Origin of the sequence: Bacillus sp. AL-1R (assembly GCF_052180195.1) — a bacterium.
Lineage (GTDB): Bacteria > Bacillota > Bacilli > Bacillales > Bacillaceae_G > Gottfriedia.
Genome location: NZ_CP197469.1, coordinates 352,659 through 368,600, shown reverse-complemented (window position 1 = coordinate 368,600; position 15,942 = coordinate 352,659). Strand labels below are relative to the sequence as shown.

The following is a 15,942-nucleotide window of genomic DNA, read 5'->3' as shown; positions in this document are numbered from 1 at the left end:
ATTCTCTCTCCTTATCGGCATCCTAATTGACGTGCAATTACTATTCGTTGAATTTCTGATGTACCTTCACCAATTTCAAGTAACTTAGCATCACGCACTAAACGCTCAATGCCATACTCTTTCATGTAACCATATCCACCATGAATTTGTAATGATTCATTCGCAATTTTGGAAGCGATTTCAGATGCGTATAACTTAGCGAATGCCGCTTCTTTCGTAAACGGTTTTCCATTGTCTTTTAACCACGCAGCTTTGTGCACCATATTTCTTGCTAACTCAATTCCCATAGCCATATCAGCTAATTTAAATTGAATAGCTTGGAAACTAGATAAAGGTTGTTTAAATTGTTTACGTTCTTTTGCATATGCTAACGCTTTGTCAAAAGCCTTTTGTGCAATCCCTACAGCAAGTGCTGCAATTGAAATTCTACCACCATCTAATGTATATAAGAATTGGCCAAAACCTTTATCAGGATTGCCAAGAATATTTTCTTTTGGAACACGTACGCCATCTAATACAATTTGAGTCGTATTAGATGCACGAACACCCATCTTGTCATAAGGATCTGTGATTGTTAATCCTTTTGAGTCTGTTGGTACGATAAACGCACAAATATTTTTCTTTCCTTTTTCATCAATAGAAGTATAAGCAGTTACAATAATTGTGTTAGAATATTGAGCATTTGTAATCCAGCATTTTTCACCAGTAATCACATACTCATCACCATCTAAAACTGCTTTTGTTTGTGTTCCACCAGCATCAGAACCCGCATTTGGCTCAGTTAAACCGAAAGCTCCAAGCGTTTTTCCTTGCGCCATAGGAACTAAGTATTTTTGCTTTTGTTCTTCTGTACCAAAATAATAAATTGGAGAAGCGCCTAATGAACAAGTTGCAGCAAAGCTTAAACCTGTTCCTCCACATGCACGCCCGATTTCCTCTACAGCTAAAGCATAACTAATTGTATCGCCACCGCTACCGCCGTATTCTTCAGGGAACGGAATTCCTAATAAACCTAACTCACCCATTTTTTTGAACGTTTCAATTGGGAATTTGCTATCACGATCAAGTTCCTCTGCAAAAGGCTCAATTTCCTTCGCCGCGAAATCTCGTACCATTTCTTGAATCATTTGCTGTTCTTTAGATAATAAAAAATCCATGTGTTAGTCACTCTCCTTTTAATATTTAGGTACGTTTAAAAAAACGTAAGAATGCCTCCAACTGCAGCAAATAGCAGTGGAGTCCCATACTTCGTGTATAAGAAATAAATATTTTAATCTTACAATTGATAATATTCGATATTTTCTACCATTTTCCTTTAATCTATGTTCGACAAATTGAGACAAGAGAGGAAAGGTTCGGAAAAGTAGTCCCCCTATTCAAAAAATAAAAAAGACATACCCCTAATTACAGGGATACGTCCAACTTAATTATTTATAATAACGAGAATTAGCCCTATCCCAGGGTTTTCGTTTCCACAACAAAAATCACTTCATTTTCTAATGAAGTGACTCAGTGTGCAGACAATATACAAAAAATCTGATTTTCAGACTGATTGCAAACGCTTGCCTTTCGAGGCGCGAAGCCTGGTGAGGAGCGGAGTTACCTTTGACGGTAATGAGCACCGCAGACAGGCGAAGCAACGAAGAAAGCGAGCGTTTGTCAACAGTCTGAATCACCTCATTTTTTAATGAAGTGACTTAATTCTAATTACTAATTATTCCCCTAATGGAACAACAATAGAGCTCATTATATACTTTTGTCCACTACTATTCTTCTGAACTACCAAAACTTCATAGGAACCAGGCACTTTGGTTGAACTAGTTACAGTGTATTTAAAGAATAAAGTATTATTCTTTTCTTTAAATGTGGGAATTTCTACGGCATTAAATCCTTTTAACTTTTTATTTGCAGAATTTAACTCATACTGTGTTTTTGAGAATTTTTCCTGCTAAAGTTAGCATCCATTTCAAATTTAAAATTACCTTCACCTGTGTTATAACTCTCTAAGTACCACCGATAATCATTTGCTATATTATTTGCCAAATCGATCAATTCAAAATGATAATCACCCGTTTTAAATTTTAATAGTCTACCATTATGATTACTTAATTCGATACTATTAAAGAAAGGTATATACTCACACAATTCAAAGGTAAATATACCATTTTCATGAATTGATGTATCAATTATCATCATCTTCCACGATGGACATTAAATAAAATGACCCCGGTTGAGTACCGGGGCCAATTAGTTTGTGCTTTAAGAAAGTCTCTTTTTTATGTGTCCACTTTATAGGGAACAATTCATACAGGGATACGTCTAACTTAATTAATGATTGATATCTAATAATATTTTCCCAGTACTTTGCCTGCTTTCAATTAATCTATGGGCACTAACTACATCTTCTAATGAAAAATAATGCCCTATCTTAATATTTAAAAGCCCTTCATTTATATATTGAAAAACTTGTTTCGCTGTTTCCTTCAATGACTCTGGTCTTTCTTTTCTTGTTGTACCTAAACTAAAACCAAGGACAGATCGACAACTTGAGTGTAACTCGCCTGTTTTAAAATGACCAACTTCACCACTTGAATTTCCAAAATGAACTAGTCGCCCGTATTTTGCTAAACAATTAATGCTTTGTTCTGAAATTCTACCTGCTACTGAATCTAAAATAATATTAGCGCCAATACCGTCAGTTAACTCATTTACTATTTCTGAAAAGTTTTCTTTTTCATAGCAAATCACATGATCTGCACCAGCGTTTAATGCATACGCTATCTTCTGCTCACTTCCTACTGTTCCAATAATCTTACTAGCACCTAAAATCCTTGCCATTTGAATAGCAGTTGTACCTACACCACCAGCAGCAGAATGAATTAATACTGTTTCTCCTTTTTCAATTCTAGCTAAGTCAGCTAAGAGTTTATATGAAAGAAATGATACCGTTGGACAAGCTGCTGCCACATCAAATCCAACTGATTCAGGTATTTTGAATGTTAAATTCTCATTTGCTACAACGTACTCTGCATATGAACCACCTACCGGAAATGCTACAACTCTTTGACCAACTTTAAACTGCTTAACACCATCTCCTATCGCTTCAATAGTCCCGGCTGCGTCTAGACCAGGGATAAAAGGAATTTTTCCTTTACCTTTTTTTCCGTATCTAGCTTTTACATCTGCAAAATTTACACTGGCTTTTTCTACTTTAATTAATACTTGTTTAGAATTAATTATTGGCACTTCCATATCAACAATCTTTAATACTTCTGGTTTCCCAAACTCAGTCACAACAACTGCCTTCACAATCTCCACCTCACTTACGATCATTATCTTTATTTTATCTGTAAGAATGAAGTCTCGGAAAATAACAATTTATTATGAGTTTCAATAAGACAGGCTTATTAGTTACTTTGTTATTGTAAAGTTCTGAACATAATCTCGAATATATCGCTCATATTTATGTTAGAATTGTCTTTGTTCATTGTATTTTGAACCCTTAAACCATACATAAACGTTAGAAATAAATTTGCCATTTTTTCTGCATCAACTACTAAAGGAATCGCACCTTCTTCTTGCCCTACTTCGATCCACTTTATTGATGTTGCTAGACTATGCAAATATACATCCTTTAGGATTTCTTCAACCTTCTGATTATCCATTCGGCCTAGTAGATAAATAAATATTTTAGTTGTTACATCCTGTTCCGTAGAATGTTTAGCTACTCCACTTGCAATTACTTTGAGTGGGTCATTAATTCCTATTGTTTCTTTCATCGAAACAACTTCAAAAAATTTTGCATCGACTTGCCCGATACGTGCTTTTAATATCAATCCAAACAGTTCATCTTTTCCAGTAACATAGTGATAAATAGCCCCTTTAGAAAGTCCTGTTCGATCAATAATATCTTGCATCGTTGTTTTTCTACAGCCTTTTTCTTCGATGAGTTGTTCAGTAACTGATAATATCAGTTGGAAGCTTGAATTTAGCTGCGAATTCTCTTTCATGTTTACCTCCTATGACAAAATATTTAATAATTCTAATCTATTAAATTAATGATTATTTAGTTGTTTTTCCATACAATAGTAGGGATTTTTTCGCAATGGATACTCTATAGTCCCTTTATTAACATAGCCATACTTTGTATATAGTCCCACTGCTTCGTTATTTGAAGAATATACATCTAATCTAATACTCGTATAGCCCCTTTGTATTGCTAATTGTTCTACATACTCTAATAGTAATTTTCCGATTCCTCTTCCTTGGTATTCAGGTCGTACTGCAAGTCGGTGTATACAAACTGGGGTCCCATTTTTGTCATCCCAATTTATTTGTTCATACTTTTTACTCTGTGATTCATCTAGTACAGCAGCCCCAATTACGACATGATTGTCAATTATTCCATATATATTTTGGTTAGTTATATCACTTCGAATAACCAATGCATTCGGGTAAAATAAATCCCATTGGTCATTATGGTTGCTGCGCAAGTGCTTCGTCACGGTTCTATAAAGATTCAAAATGCTTTTTTTATCTTTCTTTTGAATCGGAATAATATCCATCTCTACTCTCCTTTCTAAATTACTTTGTTAGCTGTAATTTAATTTCTTGAAGCTTTTTTGCTGACTTTCTTCTATAAATAACAGTCCATAAAGTTGCAGCACCTATAAATCCATAAAGAACATAATTTGAGAAAAGTAAATATCTTTCCGTTGATAAATCATAAACCATAATGATTCGTACAACAGCTTCTGATAACAACATAATTCCCCAGACAAGTGTCATTAATCGCATAACAAAGCGAAAGTATTTAATATTCCAGTTTTCAGCAAAACGATTATTTTGGATAAACCGCATTCCTAAGTAAAATATTATAGGGCGTTTGAATAATAACGATATTAAAAAGATTATCCCAACAGAGGCTGTAATTAATGATTCTCTTACAAGCAAAATTTTTTCACTGCCACCGAGGAGGACTAACAAAAGGGTTAGAATTAATGTAAAAAGCATTAAACCTCCAAAGGCATCAAGCCTTTTATGCTTCCACAAATGAACTACATTATCAACTAATGGAATTAGAGTTGCAATTGAAAGTGCTAAAATACTGCTCATGTAATCTGATAACACAACATAAATAACCCAAGGTAAAATACCGTTAATTACTAATGTAAAAATAACATACATTTTTTTAGACATATGATCATCCCTTTGACTAATTTTTTATATAGAGAGTTGGTTCTGCCTTTATACTACGAATGAAGTTCTTATATTTGCTTAATTAAGCTCAGTTAATAGGTAGACTTCAGATCCTTTTCATAAACAAACGTGCTACATCAGGTTAATACCGACTGTCGGTTTGTTTCTCTGTAAGATTATATTATGTACCGACCGTCAGTATGCTAATAAAAAATACATCTTTTTCGAAAATAGGCTGACATTCCGGTAAACTTTAAATTAATTTGAGGGAGTTTACGTATGATTTCTTACAATTTATTTAACTTTTAGATAGACAAAAAAAGGCACCTATCCATCAAATAACGATGTAATAGGCACCCTACACATAATTTTATTTACTTATTAACTAACATACTCAACTGTTCAGCAGCCGATTTAATATCTTCTTTCCCTAAGATCGCAGAAACAACCGCTACACCATCGATTTTTGTTTCCATTAACTCTGAAACATTTTCTTCATTAATACCACCAATCCCTACGATAGGAATCTTTACCTCTTCACGTATGTTTCGTAATTCATCTAGCGTTAAATACTTTGCATCTAACTTTGTAGTTGTTGGGTATACCGATCCAATACCTACATAATCTGCACCTTGTTCCTGGGCAAGCATTGCTTCTTCTATTGTTCTTGCAGAAACGCCAATGATCATATCTTCTCCAACAATCTTTCTAGCTACAGTTAAAGGTAAGTCATCTTGTCCGATATGTAAGCCATCCGCTTTAATTGCTAAAGCGATATCTAGACGATCATTAATAATTAATGGAACATTATATTTTGAAGTTACCTCTTTTACTTGCATAGCAATTTTGTAAAAGTCTAGACTACTACAATTCTTTTCTCTTATTTGTACGATTGTTGTTCCACCTTTTATTGCATCCTCAACGGATTGAACTAAATCCCTTGATCCCAACACATCTTTATCTGTTACTAAATAAAGCTTATAATCTATCTTCTTTTTAATTATAGCCATTCGATTTTTCCCCCTGTTAGAAGTGTATGTACAGAAACTTTCGATACCTCATCAAATAAGTTTACTTTAAACGTGCCAATTCCTTGTCCTTCATTTAGTCGAGCTTTAGCTAGTTCTCCGCATAGACCCATCGTAGTTATACCGGAAACAGCTGCTAGGAAATAATCATTCGTTGCACCAGCATAAGTACCGATTAATGATGTACTCATGCATCCTGTTCCAGTAACATCAGCTAGCATTTTATCTCCATTTGAAACGGTACACACTCGATCTTGTTCTGCAATTATATCTACCGCTCCTGTAATTGCTACTACTGAGCCTAATTTTGCTGAAAGAGATTTCGCAATTTCAACACCGTCTTCTTCGTCAGCTACAGAATCAACACCTTTAATTTGAACATTTAAGCCAGCAATCATTTTAATTTCTGACATGTTTCCACGAACTACTGCAAAACGTACTTCTTTCAATAGTTTGGCAGTCGTTTCTGTACGTAAAGTTGTTGCTCCTACACCAACAGGATCTAATATAACTGGTACACCTAATTGATTAGCTTTTTTACCAGCTTTAATCATTGATTGAATTGTTCTTTCATTTAATGTTCCAATATTAATAACAAGAGCTGAAGCAAATGATACCATTTCTTCTACTTCGGCTAAATCATCTGCCATAACTGGTGATCCGCCTAGAGCTAACACCATATTTGCACAGTCATTAACTGTTACATAATTTGTAATGTGATGAACTAGTGGCTTTTTCTCTTTCACGCTTTCAAGAATTTGACTCATTTCATTTATAGTTAACATTTTTTTCTCCCCCGATTTGTTTTGGAACAAGCTTATTTACAACAAACTGAACAACTATATAGATGACACAAATTAAAATCATACTTGGAACAGTAGCTCCAAGAAAGAAGTCTAATTGTACAAACTTACGATAAATAAAAACGCCTAAAACCCATGTGATAATCGCGATCCAATCAATTTTCAACGATTTATTTATATTTGTTCTTTTTAGAATAAAGTAGTCCGTCAATAAAATTGCATATAGTGGTGCAAAAAATGAACCAATTGTATATAAAAATCCTTCATACTTCTCTATAGGGAAAATAATGGCTAGTAAAGTTCCAATGACAGTAACGATAAGGGCTATCTGTTTTCCATTTAGTTTTGAAAAAATGGTTGTAACTGATATTCCTGCAGAATAAGCATCCATGAACGTTGTTGTAACAGTCGCTAAGACGACGATACCAACTGCAAATAATCCTAGATTTGCACTCATTAAAACAGCAACTGGGTCTACTTCATTAAAAGCTAATGCTACGCCTAGTCCAATAATATACATCCAAGAGCTACCAAACATATAACCTATAAAACTACCAATTGCTCCATCTTTTGTTGTCTTCGCAAATCGTGTATAATCACTGATTAATGGAATCCAAGATAATGGCATAATCACCGATAATTCAACTGCTTCGCCAAAAGATAATCCTGAAGTACTTGGTTGAGTTAAGATTTTATCACTTTTAAAAATGACAAAACAAAGCACAATTGTTAAAACAAATAATAAGCAAACAGCTAAACTATTTAGTTTTTTTGAAGCATTTTGTCCAAAGTACAACCAAATTGCTATTAATACTCCAATTACTAAACACCAAACCCATAGGTGGTCAAATTGATAATCTTTTATTGTAACTAAATTGATTGACCGAGCTCCTGTTAAAATCATAATTGCTGTCCAGCCTAGTAATTGCAGAACATTTAAAATCGAAAACAAATAGCTACCATAGCTACCGAATGAAATTTTTGTAGATTCCATGGCCGACAATCTTTGCTGAGACCCAATAACTCCACCTAAAATAAGCAATAATGTACCTAGTAAATGACCTACTAAAATGGCCGTTAAACCTTTCTTAAAACCTAGCGGTGCTACTAGCGCACCAGTCATAATTTCTGCTACAGAAACAGCCGCACCAAACCAAAGTGTTGTATAGTTCCACTTCGTCATTTTTGCATTTTGATTAGACATGTTGAACGCCTGCCTTTTCATACAGTGAGTAGAAATGATGTACAGGACCTACCCCTTTTCCGATTGAAAAGGAATTTTTAATTGCTAATGTAATATAGTTTTTTGCCGCTCTAATGGCCTCATTTAATTCAAGTTCATTTGCTAGATTAGATGTAATCGCTGAAGATAAAGTACAACCTGTACCATGGGTATTAGTTGTATTAATTCTAACGCTATTAAAACTTGTAAATTCCTCACCATTAAAACAAATATCCGTAGCTTCACCTTCTAGATGACCACCCTTTACAAGGACGTTCTTAGCACCTAATGCGTGAATTTGAATAGCAGCTTCTTTCATCTCTTCAATCGTTGTAACTTTTCTTCCAGTAATAACTTCTGCTTCAGGTAGATTTGGCGTAATAACCGTTGCTAGTGGAATCAATTCTTGAATTAAAGCTTCCTTTGCATCCAAACTTAATAAGTCAAATCCACTTTTTGAAACCATGACTGGATCAACTACGATTTGCTTTGGTTTATATTGTCTTAGTTTCTCAGTAATCACTTTAATCGTCTCTATTTGTGATACCATTCCAATTTTTACGGCATCTACTTCAATATCAGTAAAAATTGCATCTAACTGACTAGCAATAATCTCTGGTGTCATGTCTTGTACTGCAAACACTCCTTGCGTATTTTGAGCTGTTACTGCCGTAATAACACTCATTCCAAATACTCGATGAGCCGAAAAAGTCTTTAAATCCGCTTGAATACCTGCACCACCACTTGAATCAGAGCCTGCTATCGTTAATACTTTCTTCAATTTTCTTCCCCCTATTTCATGAATAGAACTCTTTGATCTTACAGATAGAAGATGAAACTTGATTTTAAATACAAAAAAGCACAAATCCCATAAGGACTTGTGCTCGAACAAATCAATGTTATGAATACAAAAAATGTATTCTACCGTTCACTTTCCTACGCTGGCATTATCCAGATCAGGTTAAAGGGTCAAAGACTTAGTGTCTTAATCTCAGCCGAACATTTACGGCACCCCTAGTACTATTCAATTATTTTAAGTTGATTACTTTATCATCTTAATGAATCCAACTATTATATTCAAGTATTTAGATTGATTACTTTAAATTTAATCTTTTGACTTATCGCTATATTTCTATTTTGAATAATTTGTATCACAATTTGAACTACAAGTTTTTGCGATTGAGCACGAACCACATTTACCTTTTTTTGTTTTCTTTATATATCGTAAAAGTGTCCACCCTGCGTATCCAAAAATAAGAGCTCCTATTATAATATTGACAATCATAAGTAGATACTCCTTTCTTTAGTAGCCTAATAGACTTCCAACTTGATAAATAATTAACGCTAATATATATGCAATAACTAATGCATAACCAACTGAGAAATATGTCCATTTAGCTGAACCTGTCTCTTTACGAATTGTCGCAACAGTTGCTAGACATGGCACATACAATAAGACAAAAACCATAAAGCTAAATGCGGAAAGTGCAGAAAACTGTGTTGACAGTATCCCTTGTAAAGAATGTGCATTTGGCACGTGATAGATAATATTCATAGCAGATACTACAACCTCTTTAGCTAAAAATCCTGTTAATAAAGAAGCACCTGCTTGCCATGTACCAAATCCTAAAGGTGAAAGGATTGGTGTAAGTCCCCCCCCAATCATTGCTAAAAAGCTATCATCCATAGAAACACCGAAACCACTTGGGCCCATATAAGATAATAACCATATAGCTACAGAACCACCAAAAATAAACGTACCAGCTTTTCGAATAAAGCCTTTCCCTTTGTCCCATGTGCTTCTAAACAAAGCTTTACCTTGTGGCATACGGTATGGTGGGAGTTCTACAACAAATAATGAAAACTCACTCTTTAATATTGTAGATGAAAAAACCTTAGCTAATATTAATGCAACTACTATACCGAGTATATACAGTGAAAAAACTACTATTGCTTGATTTTTCGCAAAAAACGCTCCAACGAATAGTGCGTATACTGGTAAACGCGCCGAACAAGACATTAATGGTGTTAACAAAATTGTGAGTAGTCTCTCTCTAGGCTGTTCAATTGTTCTAGCAGCCATAACCCCAGGTACATTACAACCAAATCCTATAATCATTGGAATAAATGCCTTACCGGTTAGACCTACCATTTCCATTGAACGATCCATTACTAAAGCCGCTCGAGACATATATCCAAAGTCTTCAAGAAATGATATTAATAAAAACAAAATAAAAATTTGTGGAACAAAGACTAAAACCCCACCAACACCGGCAACAATACCATCAAGAATAACTGCTTTAATAAAATCAGATGCATGTATTGCATTTAATCCGTTTGTTAACCAGTCTGTTACAGATCCTGATAAAAACCCATCTAATGCGTCAGATAATGGTAACCCTAACCAATCAAAAGTAAGCTTAAACATTAAAAACATTGTCACTAGGAAAATCGGAATACCCAAAATTGGGTGTGTTACAAATCGATCAATTCGATCAGTTAATGTAACTGCTTCACTAGATTCTTTCTCTACCGATCTACCAATTAAATTTGAAATTACTTCTTTTCTTACAGAATAAATCCATTTTGAAGGTGATACACCTAGTTCACTATTTAATTGCTCTGCTGTTATTTTAATTACTTCGTCAATTTTACTAAAATCGTAGGATGAAGCTATAAATTCGATTACCTCTTTATTACCTTCTAAGATTTGTATTGCAGTCCATCTTTTAGGAATAGATAAAGTTGAGGGCAATCGTGTCATAATATTTGTAATACCGTCTTCAATAACTTTTCCATAATCAATTTGAAACTCAACTTCAGATTGAGGAATTGTCTCTAGTAATTCATTTACTTCGTTTGTTCCCTTACCCGATCTAGCATCAATTGGAATTACTGGTACTTTTAATATCTTTGAGATACTAGAAGGATCAACCGATATTCCTCTTCTTTTAGCAACATCAACCATATTAAGACCAATTATCATTGATTTATTAAACTCTAGAAGTTGAAGAGTGAGCATTAAATTTCTCTCTAGTTGAGCAGCGTCAACAATGTTAATCATCCCATCAAATGTTTCATTAACAAAAAAATGTGAAACAACGGCCTCATCTTTTGAAAGAGGGCTCAGAGAATAGATACCTGGTAAATCGATTAGATTTCCAAGTTTATTTTTTATAGTCCCTACCTTTTTTTCAACGGTAACCCCACTCCAATTACCTACATATTGGTAAGTACCTGTTAAATTATTAAATAGAGAAGTCTTTCCTGTATTTGGATTTCCAATAAGCGCTATATTTAACATATTTTTTCTACCTTTATCCCAGATGCATCATGAAATCGAATGCCAAGTGATTGTCCGCAATTTTCAATCATACATGGTCCTTTAAACGGCATTGTACATTGTAGGCAGACCATAGCCCCTTCACTTATCCCTAAATCTAAAAGGCGTCTCTTCACTGCCTCACCTAGTGATGACAAGTCCGTTATTTTTGCTTTTTCGCCTTTTTTTAATTCTGAAAGTAACATAAGCGATTCCCCCGGATCAAAACTTATTATTCACAAACAATTAATAATGATAATCCTTATCAATATCTTTATCTTAAGTCAATGATAGTTAATTGTCTACCTGCTTTTATGAAAAGGTTTACCTAAGAAAAAATTCCCAAAAATTGAGCAAAAAAAAAGAAAAAAAAAAACCCACAAAGAAAATTCTATGTAGGCTCTATTAATTAATTCTATTTTAAATCTTTAACTTCTTTTAATACACTCTCTAATTCGTCACCAGCTTGGTTAAGTGTATCTGCATTCAATGGAGATACCTTTACTCCTGCTTCAATAATATGAAGTGGCGTTTCAACTTTTTCATAAAGTGATTTGTCTTTATCTTTTACTGAGTCTTCGAATTTTTCCCATGATTTTTCAAGGGCTTCTCCGCTATCTTTTGCCTTTGCTTCATCATTATTTGAAATTTGTGCTTTTAATTCCGAAATCGTTTTGATCATATCATCAGAACCAGTTTTAATTGCATCGTCTGTTTTCGATCCACATGCAGATAACGTTAATGATAGTCCTAAAGCCATTGCTGCGACTAGTTTTTTATTAGATAACATTTTTTGTTCCCCCTGAATTTTCACTATTTTTTTTATTGTTTTTACTAGAGAATCTATTATAAATAACTGTAATACATGCTATTAGCAACAAAATCATCTGGGGTACAAAGCTCTCCCAAGTTGAATAAATTGCAAAGAAATCAATTGTAGGAATAGGAGCCTGAGTCGCTGGAAGTAATCCAGAAAGTTGTAAACCATGAATACCCATGCCAGCAAATTTAAAGCATAAATAGAACATTAATATACTTGAAATAAGGAAAAATGGTCTCATTGGAATTTTTAGCCCAACCTTTAAGATTAAGAAGCTTAGTATTGCTAAAATTGCGAATCCTAAACCAATTCCTATTAATAATGACGATAGTTTAATTGATGACGCCATTCCAATAAAGAATAATACAGTTTCAGTTCCTTCACGAAAAACTGCTAAAAATGCAAGAATTGATAAAGATAATAAACTACCAGTATTTAATGCCTTATCACTCTTAGTCTTAATATATTGTTGCCATTGTCTTGTATTGGATTTGCTATGTAACCAATAACTCATATATAAGAGCATGACAGCAGCAAATACTCCAGTCCAACCTGCGATTAGGAAGTTATTACTTCCAAAAGCACCTGCTGAGAATAAAATGTTTACGATAACACCTAGTATGATACTGACAGCTAATCCAGCACCAACACCGAACCAGATCCACTTACTTTTCTTTTCTTGTCCAGACTTTTTAATAAATCCTAATAATGCAACTACTACTAGTAATGCCTCTAAACCTTCTCTTAGTAAGATCGTTATAGCATCAATCATCGTATAACTAGTTTTAGAAGCTAATGGTAATAGATAATCCCGCATATTAGTAATTGTTCTTGTAGCCGCTTTCACATCCGGTGTTTTTGCAGTAAGCATTGCATAAGACGTAACCATATCTCGTTCAGCATCAGTATAAACTGTTTGAGATTGCGTCAATACAACACCTTCAATATTGATCCAAGATTTTCTAAATTGATTGATTTCCGATGTTGCCCCTGATACATTATTATCTTTTAAATCTGCTAGTGCCTTATTTAATATTTCAATTAAATCTTCAACGCTACCAGTACTTTTTGAATCTAATTTTGAGCTAGCAAACTGATGAGAAATAAACTTTTCATTTATTTCTTCTAAATCTTTAAGTGCAGTAACTAGTGCATTTTGATTCACTGTTTTTTGTGCTAGGTTATACTGAACCATTCCCATAGCTTCCTCGATTTTGCCATATGCATCAATCGATTTATTTTTTATTCCATCCTCTTTATCAAGCCATTCATCATTGAATTTTTTATATTCCTGCTCAGCAGATTTAAAATCTCCTTTTTGTGCAGATTGTATTGCACTTTCTACAAACGAATTTGCATGTGTTAAATCCTCTTCAGGGCTTTGTGCAAATGTTTTAAACGGTAAAACTAATAATAGTAAAGTTGTTAAAGTTACTTTAATAAGAGCCTGCTTCATCGTTGATATTCCCCTTAATATAAATGATAATCATTATCACTTCTTGATAATAAGGCTATTTCAAGTCATAGTCAATTATATTTTTATTAACTATTTTTAATATTTGGGTTAACATTAGACAACCAAACGCCCTTCAACTACACATTTCAAAATTTTGTATTTCATAGGTTGGAATTACTTTCTAGTCATTTGATAGTAGTTTTGAAATGATCAAACAAGTATCTAATTTAATTTATATTTTACTAGAATGATTTTTTATTAGCTTTATCCCTTTAAAACTCATTCCGCTCAATTTAAAAATTAAAATACCACTTATAATAAGCAAAACACCAATTAGTTGCTTAAAAGAAAACCCCACTCTCTCAAGTCCTAACCATCCTCTAGAATCAAATAATAATGCAGACATTAATTGAGAAGTTAGAACAATCGAAATAGCATAAGTTGGACCAAGAATTTTAGTACTTTTCGTTAAACAGAATACAACGCCTACACCAACAATTCCGCTAATCCAATACCATTTTTTCATATTATGCAAAATAAATAACTGCTTACCATCAAAAAGTAGACCCATTAAGAAAGAAGCTAAAAAACCCATTCCTAATACAAATGTCGTCGTTACCCATATTCCTGTTCGTTCATTAACTTTACTATTGAATATATTTTGCAAACCAATGAGTGCTCCTGAGATTAAAGATAATAGTAAACCATAAAGCATCAGCCTCACCTCCAAAAAATTACTGTATAATTCCTAAAAATATTATTCATATATATTATCACTAGCAAGAACACTTAAACGAGCTCGATCCTTAATAAGAATACCCCCATTAATCCTCTCAACTAAGTCATCCTTACAGAATTGCTGAATAACTCGATTAACATGTCGATAACTCGTTCCGATTAAGTTCGCTGCATCTTTGAGATTAATCGTTTTTAAATGATCCTCTAGTAAAGAATTCGTTTCATCATAGGATATTGATAATAGATAACTAGCTAGACGAACTTCTACGGGATACATTAAATTAAAACTCATCGCATTCGACTTAATATGAAACTTTTCCGTTATGATTTCTAATAAGAACTGAAGAAATGGTATATAGTCTTGACCAAACTTTTTTAAACATCGATAGTCTAAAGCAATCATTTCAACCTCAGAAACTGCTTCAACCGTATTTATATAACTTGTTCCCCTTACATATTCAATGTCGCCAATTAGTTCAAGCGGCTTTTTAAATGAAAGAATTAATGTTTTCCCCTCTGCTGTAGTTGTATAAACTTTGACTTTCCCTTTAACTAAAATAAACAAAGTTTGTGATAAGTCTCCTTGGGAACAAATAAGCTCTCCATGCTTGAATCGATGAAGTGTCATATGAGCTTTTAATTCCTCATTAAAAACTCCTTCAATACGGAGATCAGCTAAAAATTGATTAATTTGTTCAATATCGTTCGGGAATTTCAAGTTAACTTCACCTCCAGCAATTACTTTTAAGATCCTAACACGATTACACCAATCATCATCATACCAATTCCAAAAAATTGTGACGGACTCATATTTAGTTTTTTTACTCCAAACCAACCTCTACTATCGTTGATAAAAGTAAAGCTTAACTGTGCAATTAAAAGAGTTGATATTGAAAATGTAACTCCATTGAGATGAATCGCTGTTACGTTACAAAAAATAATAAATGCTCCAAATGCCCCACTTGTTAAATAAATTGGATTCACATTTTTAACATCAACAAATTTTTTATCCCTTATTAAAAGTAGTACGAATAAAGCAACAATAAAACCTGTAAACTGCGTAATTGTAGCAGCTTGCCAAGTACCAATATCACTGCTAATTTGTGAATTTGCAACACCTTGTAGGGTAATAAGTGCTCCACCAACAATTGCTAATAAAATTCCTTTCATAGTTTTCTCTCCTGACATATTGATATCTTCATTATTAAACGATATTGAACGGTTATTTGGGAAGGACATATGTCCTAAAGAGAAAAATGAACGTATTTTGCAATTGTGGAAAACTTTTTAAACCATATGAATTTCTGTGGACAATTTGTAGTTATATTTAAGTGGAAGTAAGATTTTTGTGGAT

The 15,942-nt window shown here is 33.5% G+C and carries 18 protein-coding genes and 1 riboswitch; all 18 genes read right to left on the bottom strand.

What is annotated here, in order from left to right:
- Positions 1-11: 11 nt before the first annotated feature.
- The 18 genes from ACSBO6_RS01655 to ACSBO6_RS01570 all read right to left on the bottom strand — a co-directional run bounded on the left by ACSBO6_RS01655 (position 12) and on the right by ACSBO6_RS01570 (position 15,758).
- The gene (locus tag ACSBO6_RS01655; protein WP_098845543.1) at positions 12-1,157 is read right to left on the bottom strand and encodes an acyl-CoA dehydrogenase family protein; all 1,146 of its coding nucleotides are present in this window, start codon (positions 1,155-1,157) and stop codon (positions 12-14) included.
- A gap of 757 nt (positions 1,158-1,914) precedes the next feature.
- A complete protein-coding gene (locus tag ACSBO6_RS01650) occupies positions 1,915-2,193 on the bottom strand; it encodes a hypothetical protein (protein WP_498844071.1) in 279 nt (92 codons plus the stop codon).
- 135 nt (positions 2,194-2,328) lie between these two features.
- Positions 2,329-3,309, bottom strand: a complete 981-nt coding sequence (locus ACSBO6_RS01645) for a quinone oxidoreductase family protein (RefSeq protein WP_498844070.1) — start codon at positions 3,307-3,309, stop codon at positions 2,329-2,331.
- A gap of 110 nt (positions 3,310-3,419) precedes the next feature.
- Positions 3,420-4,010, bottom strand: a complete 591-nt coding sequence (locus tag ACSBO6_RS01640) for a TetR/AcrR family transcriptional regulator (RefSeq protein WP_098845541.1) — start codon at positions 4,008-4,010, stop codon at positions 3,420-3,422.
- Between the two features lie 45 nt (positions 4,011-4,055).
- The gene (locus tag ACSBO6_RS01635) at positions 4,056-4,565 is read right to left on the bottom strand and encodes a GNAT family N-acetyltransferase (protein WP_498844069.1); all 510 of its coding nucleotides are present in this window, start codon (positions 4,563-4,565) and stop codon (positions 4,056-4,058) included.
- 19 nt (positions 4,566-4,584) lie between these two features.
- The gene (locus ACSBO6_RS01630; RefSeq protein WP_098845539.1) at positions 4,585-5,199 is read right to left on the bottom strand and encodes a VC0807 family protein; all 615 of its coding nucleotides are present in this window, start codon (positions 5,197-5,199) and stop codon (positions 4,585-4,587) included.
- A gap of 374 nt (positions 5,200-5,573) precedes the next feature.
- Positions 5,574-6,209, bottom strand: a complete 636-nt coding sequence (thiE, locus tag ACSBO6_RS01625) for a thiamine phosphate synthase (RefSeq protein ID WP_180232883.1) — start codon at positions 6,207-6,209, stop codon at positions 5,574-5,576.
- Positions 6,200-7,012 carry a hydroxyethylthiazole kinase gene (thiM, locus tag ACSBO6_RS01620; protein ID WP_098845538.1) on the bottom strand — a complete coding sequence of 271 codons (813 nt, stop codon included), beginning with the start codon at positions 7,010-7,012 and terminating at the stop codon, positions 6,200-6,202. Before thiM ends, thiE begins: the two co-directional genes overlap by 10 nt.
- The gene (cytX, locus tag ACSBO6_RS01615; protein ID WP_498844068.1) at positions 6,996-8,234 is read right to left on the bottom strand and encodes a putative hydroxymethylpyrimidine transporter CytX; all 1,239 of its coding nucleotides are present in this window, start codon (positions 8,232-8,234) and stop codon (positions 6,996-6,998) included. Before cytX ends, thiM begins: the two co-directional genes overlap by 17 nt.
- The gene (thiD, locus tag ACSBO6_RS01610) at positions 8,227-9,033 is read right to left on the bottom strand and encodes a bifunctional hydroxymethylpyrimidine kinase/phosphomethylpyrimidine kinase (protein WP_098845536.1); all 807 of its coding nucleotides are present in this window, start codon (positions 9,031-9,033) and stop codon (positions 8,227-8,229) included. Before thiD ends, cytX begins: the two co-directional genes overlap by 8 nt.
- A gap of 135 nt (positions 9,034-9,168) precedes the next feature.
- Positions 9,169-9,278: riboswitch (TPP riboswitch) on the bottom strand.
- Positions 9,279-9,384: 106 nt separating this feature from the next.
- On the bottom strand, positions 9,385-9,537 hold the full coding sequence (locus tag ACSBO6_RS01605; RefSeq protein WP_025568315.1) for a FeoB-associated Cys-rich membrane protein: 153 nt from the start codon (positions 9,535-9,537) through the stop codon (positions 9,385-9,387).
- A gap of 18 nt (positions 9,538-9,555) precedes the next feature.
- Positions 9,556-11,556: a ferrous iron transport protein B gene (gene feoB / locus ACSBO6_RS01600; RefSeq protein WP_498844067.1), complete on the bottom strand. Its 2,001-nt coding sequence runs from the start codon at positions 11,554-11,556 to the stop codon at positions 9,556-9,558.
- A complete protein-coding gene (locus ACSBO6_RS01595) occupies positions 11,550-11,780 on the bottom strand; it encodes a FeoA family protein (protein ID WP_056469652.1) in 231 nt (76 codons plus the stop codon). Before ACSBO6_RS01595 ends, feoB begins: the two co-directional genes overlap by 7 nt.
- Positions 11,781-11,989: 209 nt before the next feature.
- Positions 11,990-12,364, bottom strand: coding sequence for a hypothetical protein (locus ACSBO6_RS01590; protein WP_098845534.1), 375 nt, complete (start codon positions 12,362-12,364; stop codon positions 11,990-11,992).
- On the bottom strand, positions 12,354-13,850 hold the full coding sequence (locus ACSBO6_RS01585) for an FTR1 family iron permease (RefSeq protein WP_498844066.1): 1,497 nt from the start codon (positions 13,848-13,850) through the stop codon (positions 12,354-12,356). Before ACSBO6_RS01585 ends, ACSBO6_RS01590 begins: the two co-directional genes overlap by 11 nt.
- A 232-nt stretch (positions 13,851-14,082) precedes the next feature.
- Positions 14,083-14,565 (bottom strand): DMT family transporter, encoded by a 483-nt coding sequence (locus ACSBO6_RS01580; protein WP_098845532.1) that lies wholly within the window; start codon positions 14,563-14,565, stop codon positions 14,083-14,085.
- Between the two features lie 42 nt (positions 14,566-14,607).
- Positions 14,608-15,306 (bottom strand): Crp/Fnr family transcriptional regulator, encoded by a 699-nt coding sequence (locus ACSBO6_RS01575; RefSeq protein ID WP_098845531.1) that lies wholly within the window; start codon positions 15,304-15,306, stop codon positions 14,608-14,610.
- A 26-nt stretch (positions 15,307-15,332) separates the two neighbouring features.
- Complete coding sequence (locus tag ACSBO6_RS01570) at positions 15,333-15,758, bottom strand: DMT family transporter (protein WP_098845530.1); 426 nt, start codon at positions 15,756-15,758, stop codon at positions 15,333-15,335.
- Positions 15,759-15,942 lie beyond the last annotated feature (184 nt).

Coding starts and splice junctions, on each gene's coding strand:
- thiE (WP_180232883.1), bottom strand. CDS start 6,209: ATGGCTATAATTAAAAAGAAGATAGATTATAAGCTTTATTTAGTAACA.
- ACSBO6_RS01605 (WP_025568315.1), bottom strand. CDS start 9,537: ATGATTGTCAATATTATAATAGGAGCTCTTATTTTTGGATACGCAGGG.
- ACSBO6_RS01650 (WP_498844071.1), bottom strand. CDS start 2,193: ATGATAATTGATACATCAATTCATGAAAATGGTATATTTACCTTTGAA.
- ACSBO6_RS01640 (WP_098845541.1), bottom strand. CDS start 4,010: ATGAAAGAGAATTCGCAGCTAAATTCAAGCTTCCAACTGATATTATCA.
- ACSBO6_RS01630 (WP_098845539.1), bottom strand. CDS start 5,199: ATGTCTAAAAAAATGTATGTTATTTTTACATTAGTAATTAACGGTATT.
- ACSBO6_RS01570 (WP_098845530.1), bottom strand. CDS start 15,758: ATGAAAGGAATTTTATTAGCAATTGTTGGTGGAGCACTTATTACCCTA.
- ACSBO6_RS01590 (WP_098845534.1), bottom strand. CDS start 12,364: ATGTTATCTAATAAAAAACTAGTCGCAGCAATGGCTTTAGGACTATCA.
- feoB (WP_498844067.1), bottom strand. CDS start 11,556: ATGTTAAATATAGCGCTTATTGGAAATCCAAATACAGGAAAGACTTCT.
- ACSBO6_RS01585 (WP_498844066.1), bottom strand. CDS start 13,850: ATGAAGCAGGCTCTTATTAAAGTAACTTTAACAACTTTACTATTATTA.
- ACSBO6_RS01635 (WP_498844069.1), bottom strand. CDS start 4,565: ATGGATATTATTCCGATTCAAAAGAAAGATAAAAAAAGCATTTTGAAT.
- ACSBO6_RS01580 (WP_098845532.1), bottom strand. CDS start 14,565: ATGCTTTATGGTTTACTATTATCTTTAATCTCAGGAGCACTCATTGGT.
- ACSBO6_RS01595 (WP_056469652.1), bottom strand. CDS start 11,780: ATGTTACTTTCAGAATTAAAAAAAGGCGAAAAAGCAAAAATAACGGAC.
- cytX (WP_498844068.1), bottom strand. CDS start 8,234: ATGTCTAATCAAAATGCAAAAATGACGAAGTGGAACTATACAACACTT.
- thiM (WP_098845538.1), bottom strand. CDS start 7,012: ATGTTAACTATAAATGAAATGAGTCAAATTCTTGAAAGCGTGAAAGAG.
- ACSBO6_RS01655 (WP_098845543.1), bottom strand. CDS start 1,157: ATGGATTTTTTATTATCTAAAGAACAGCAAATGATTCAAGAAATGGTA.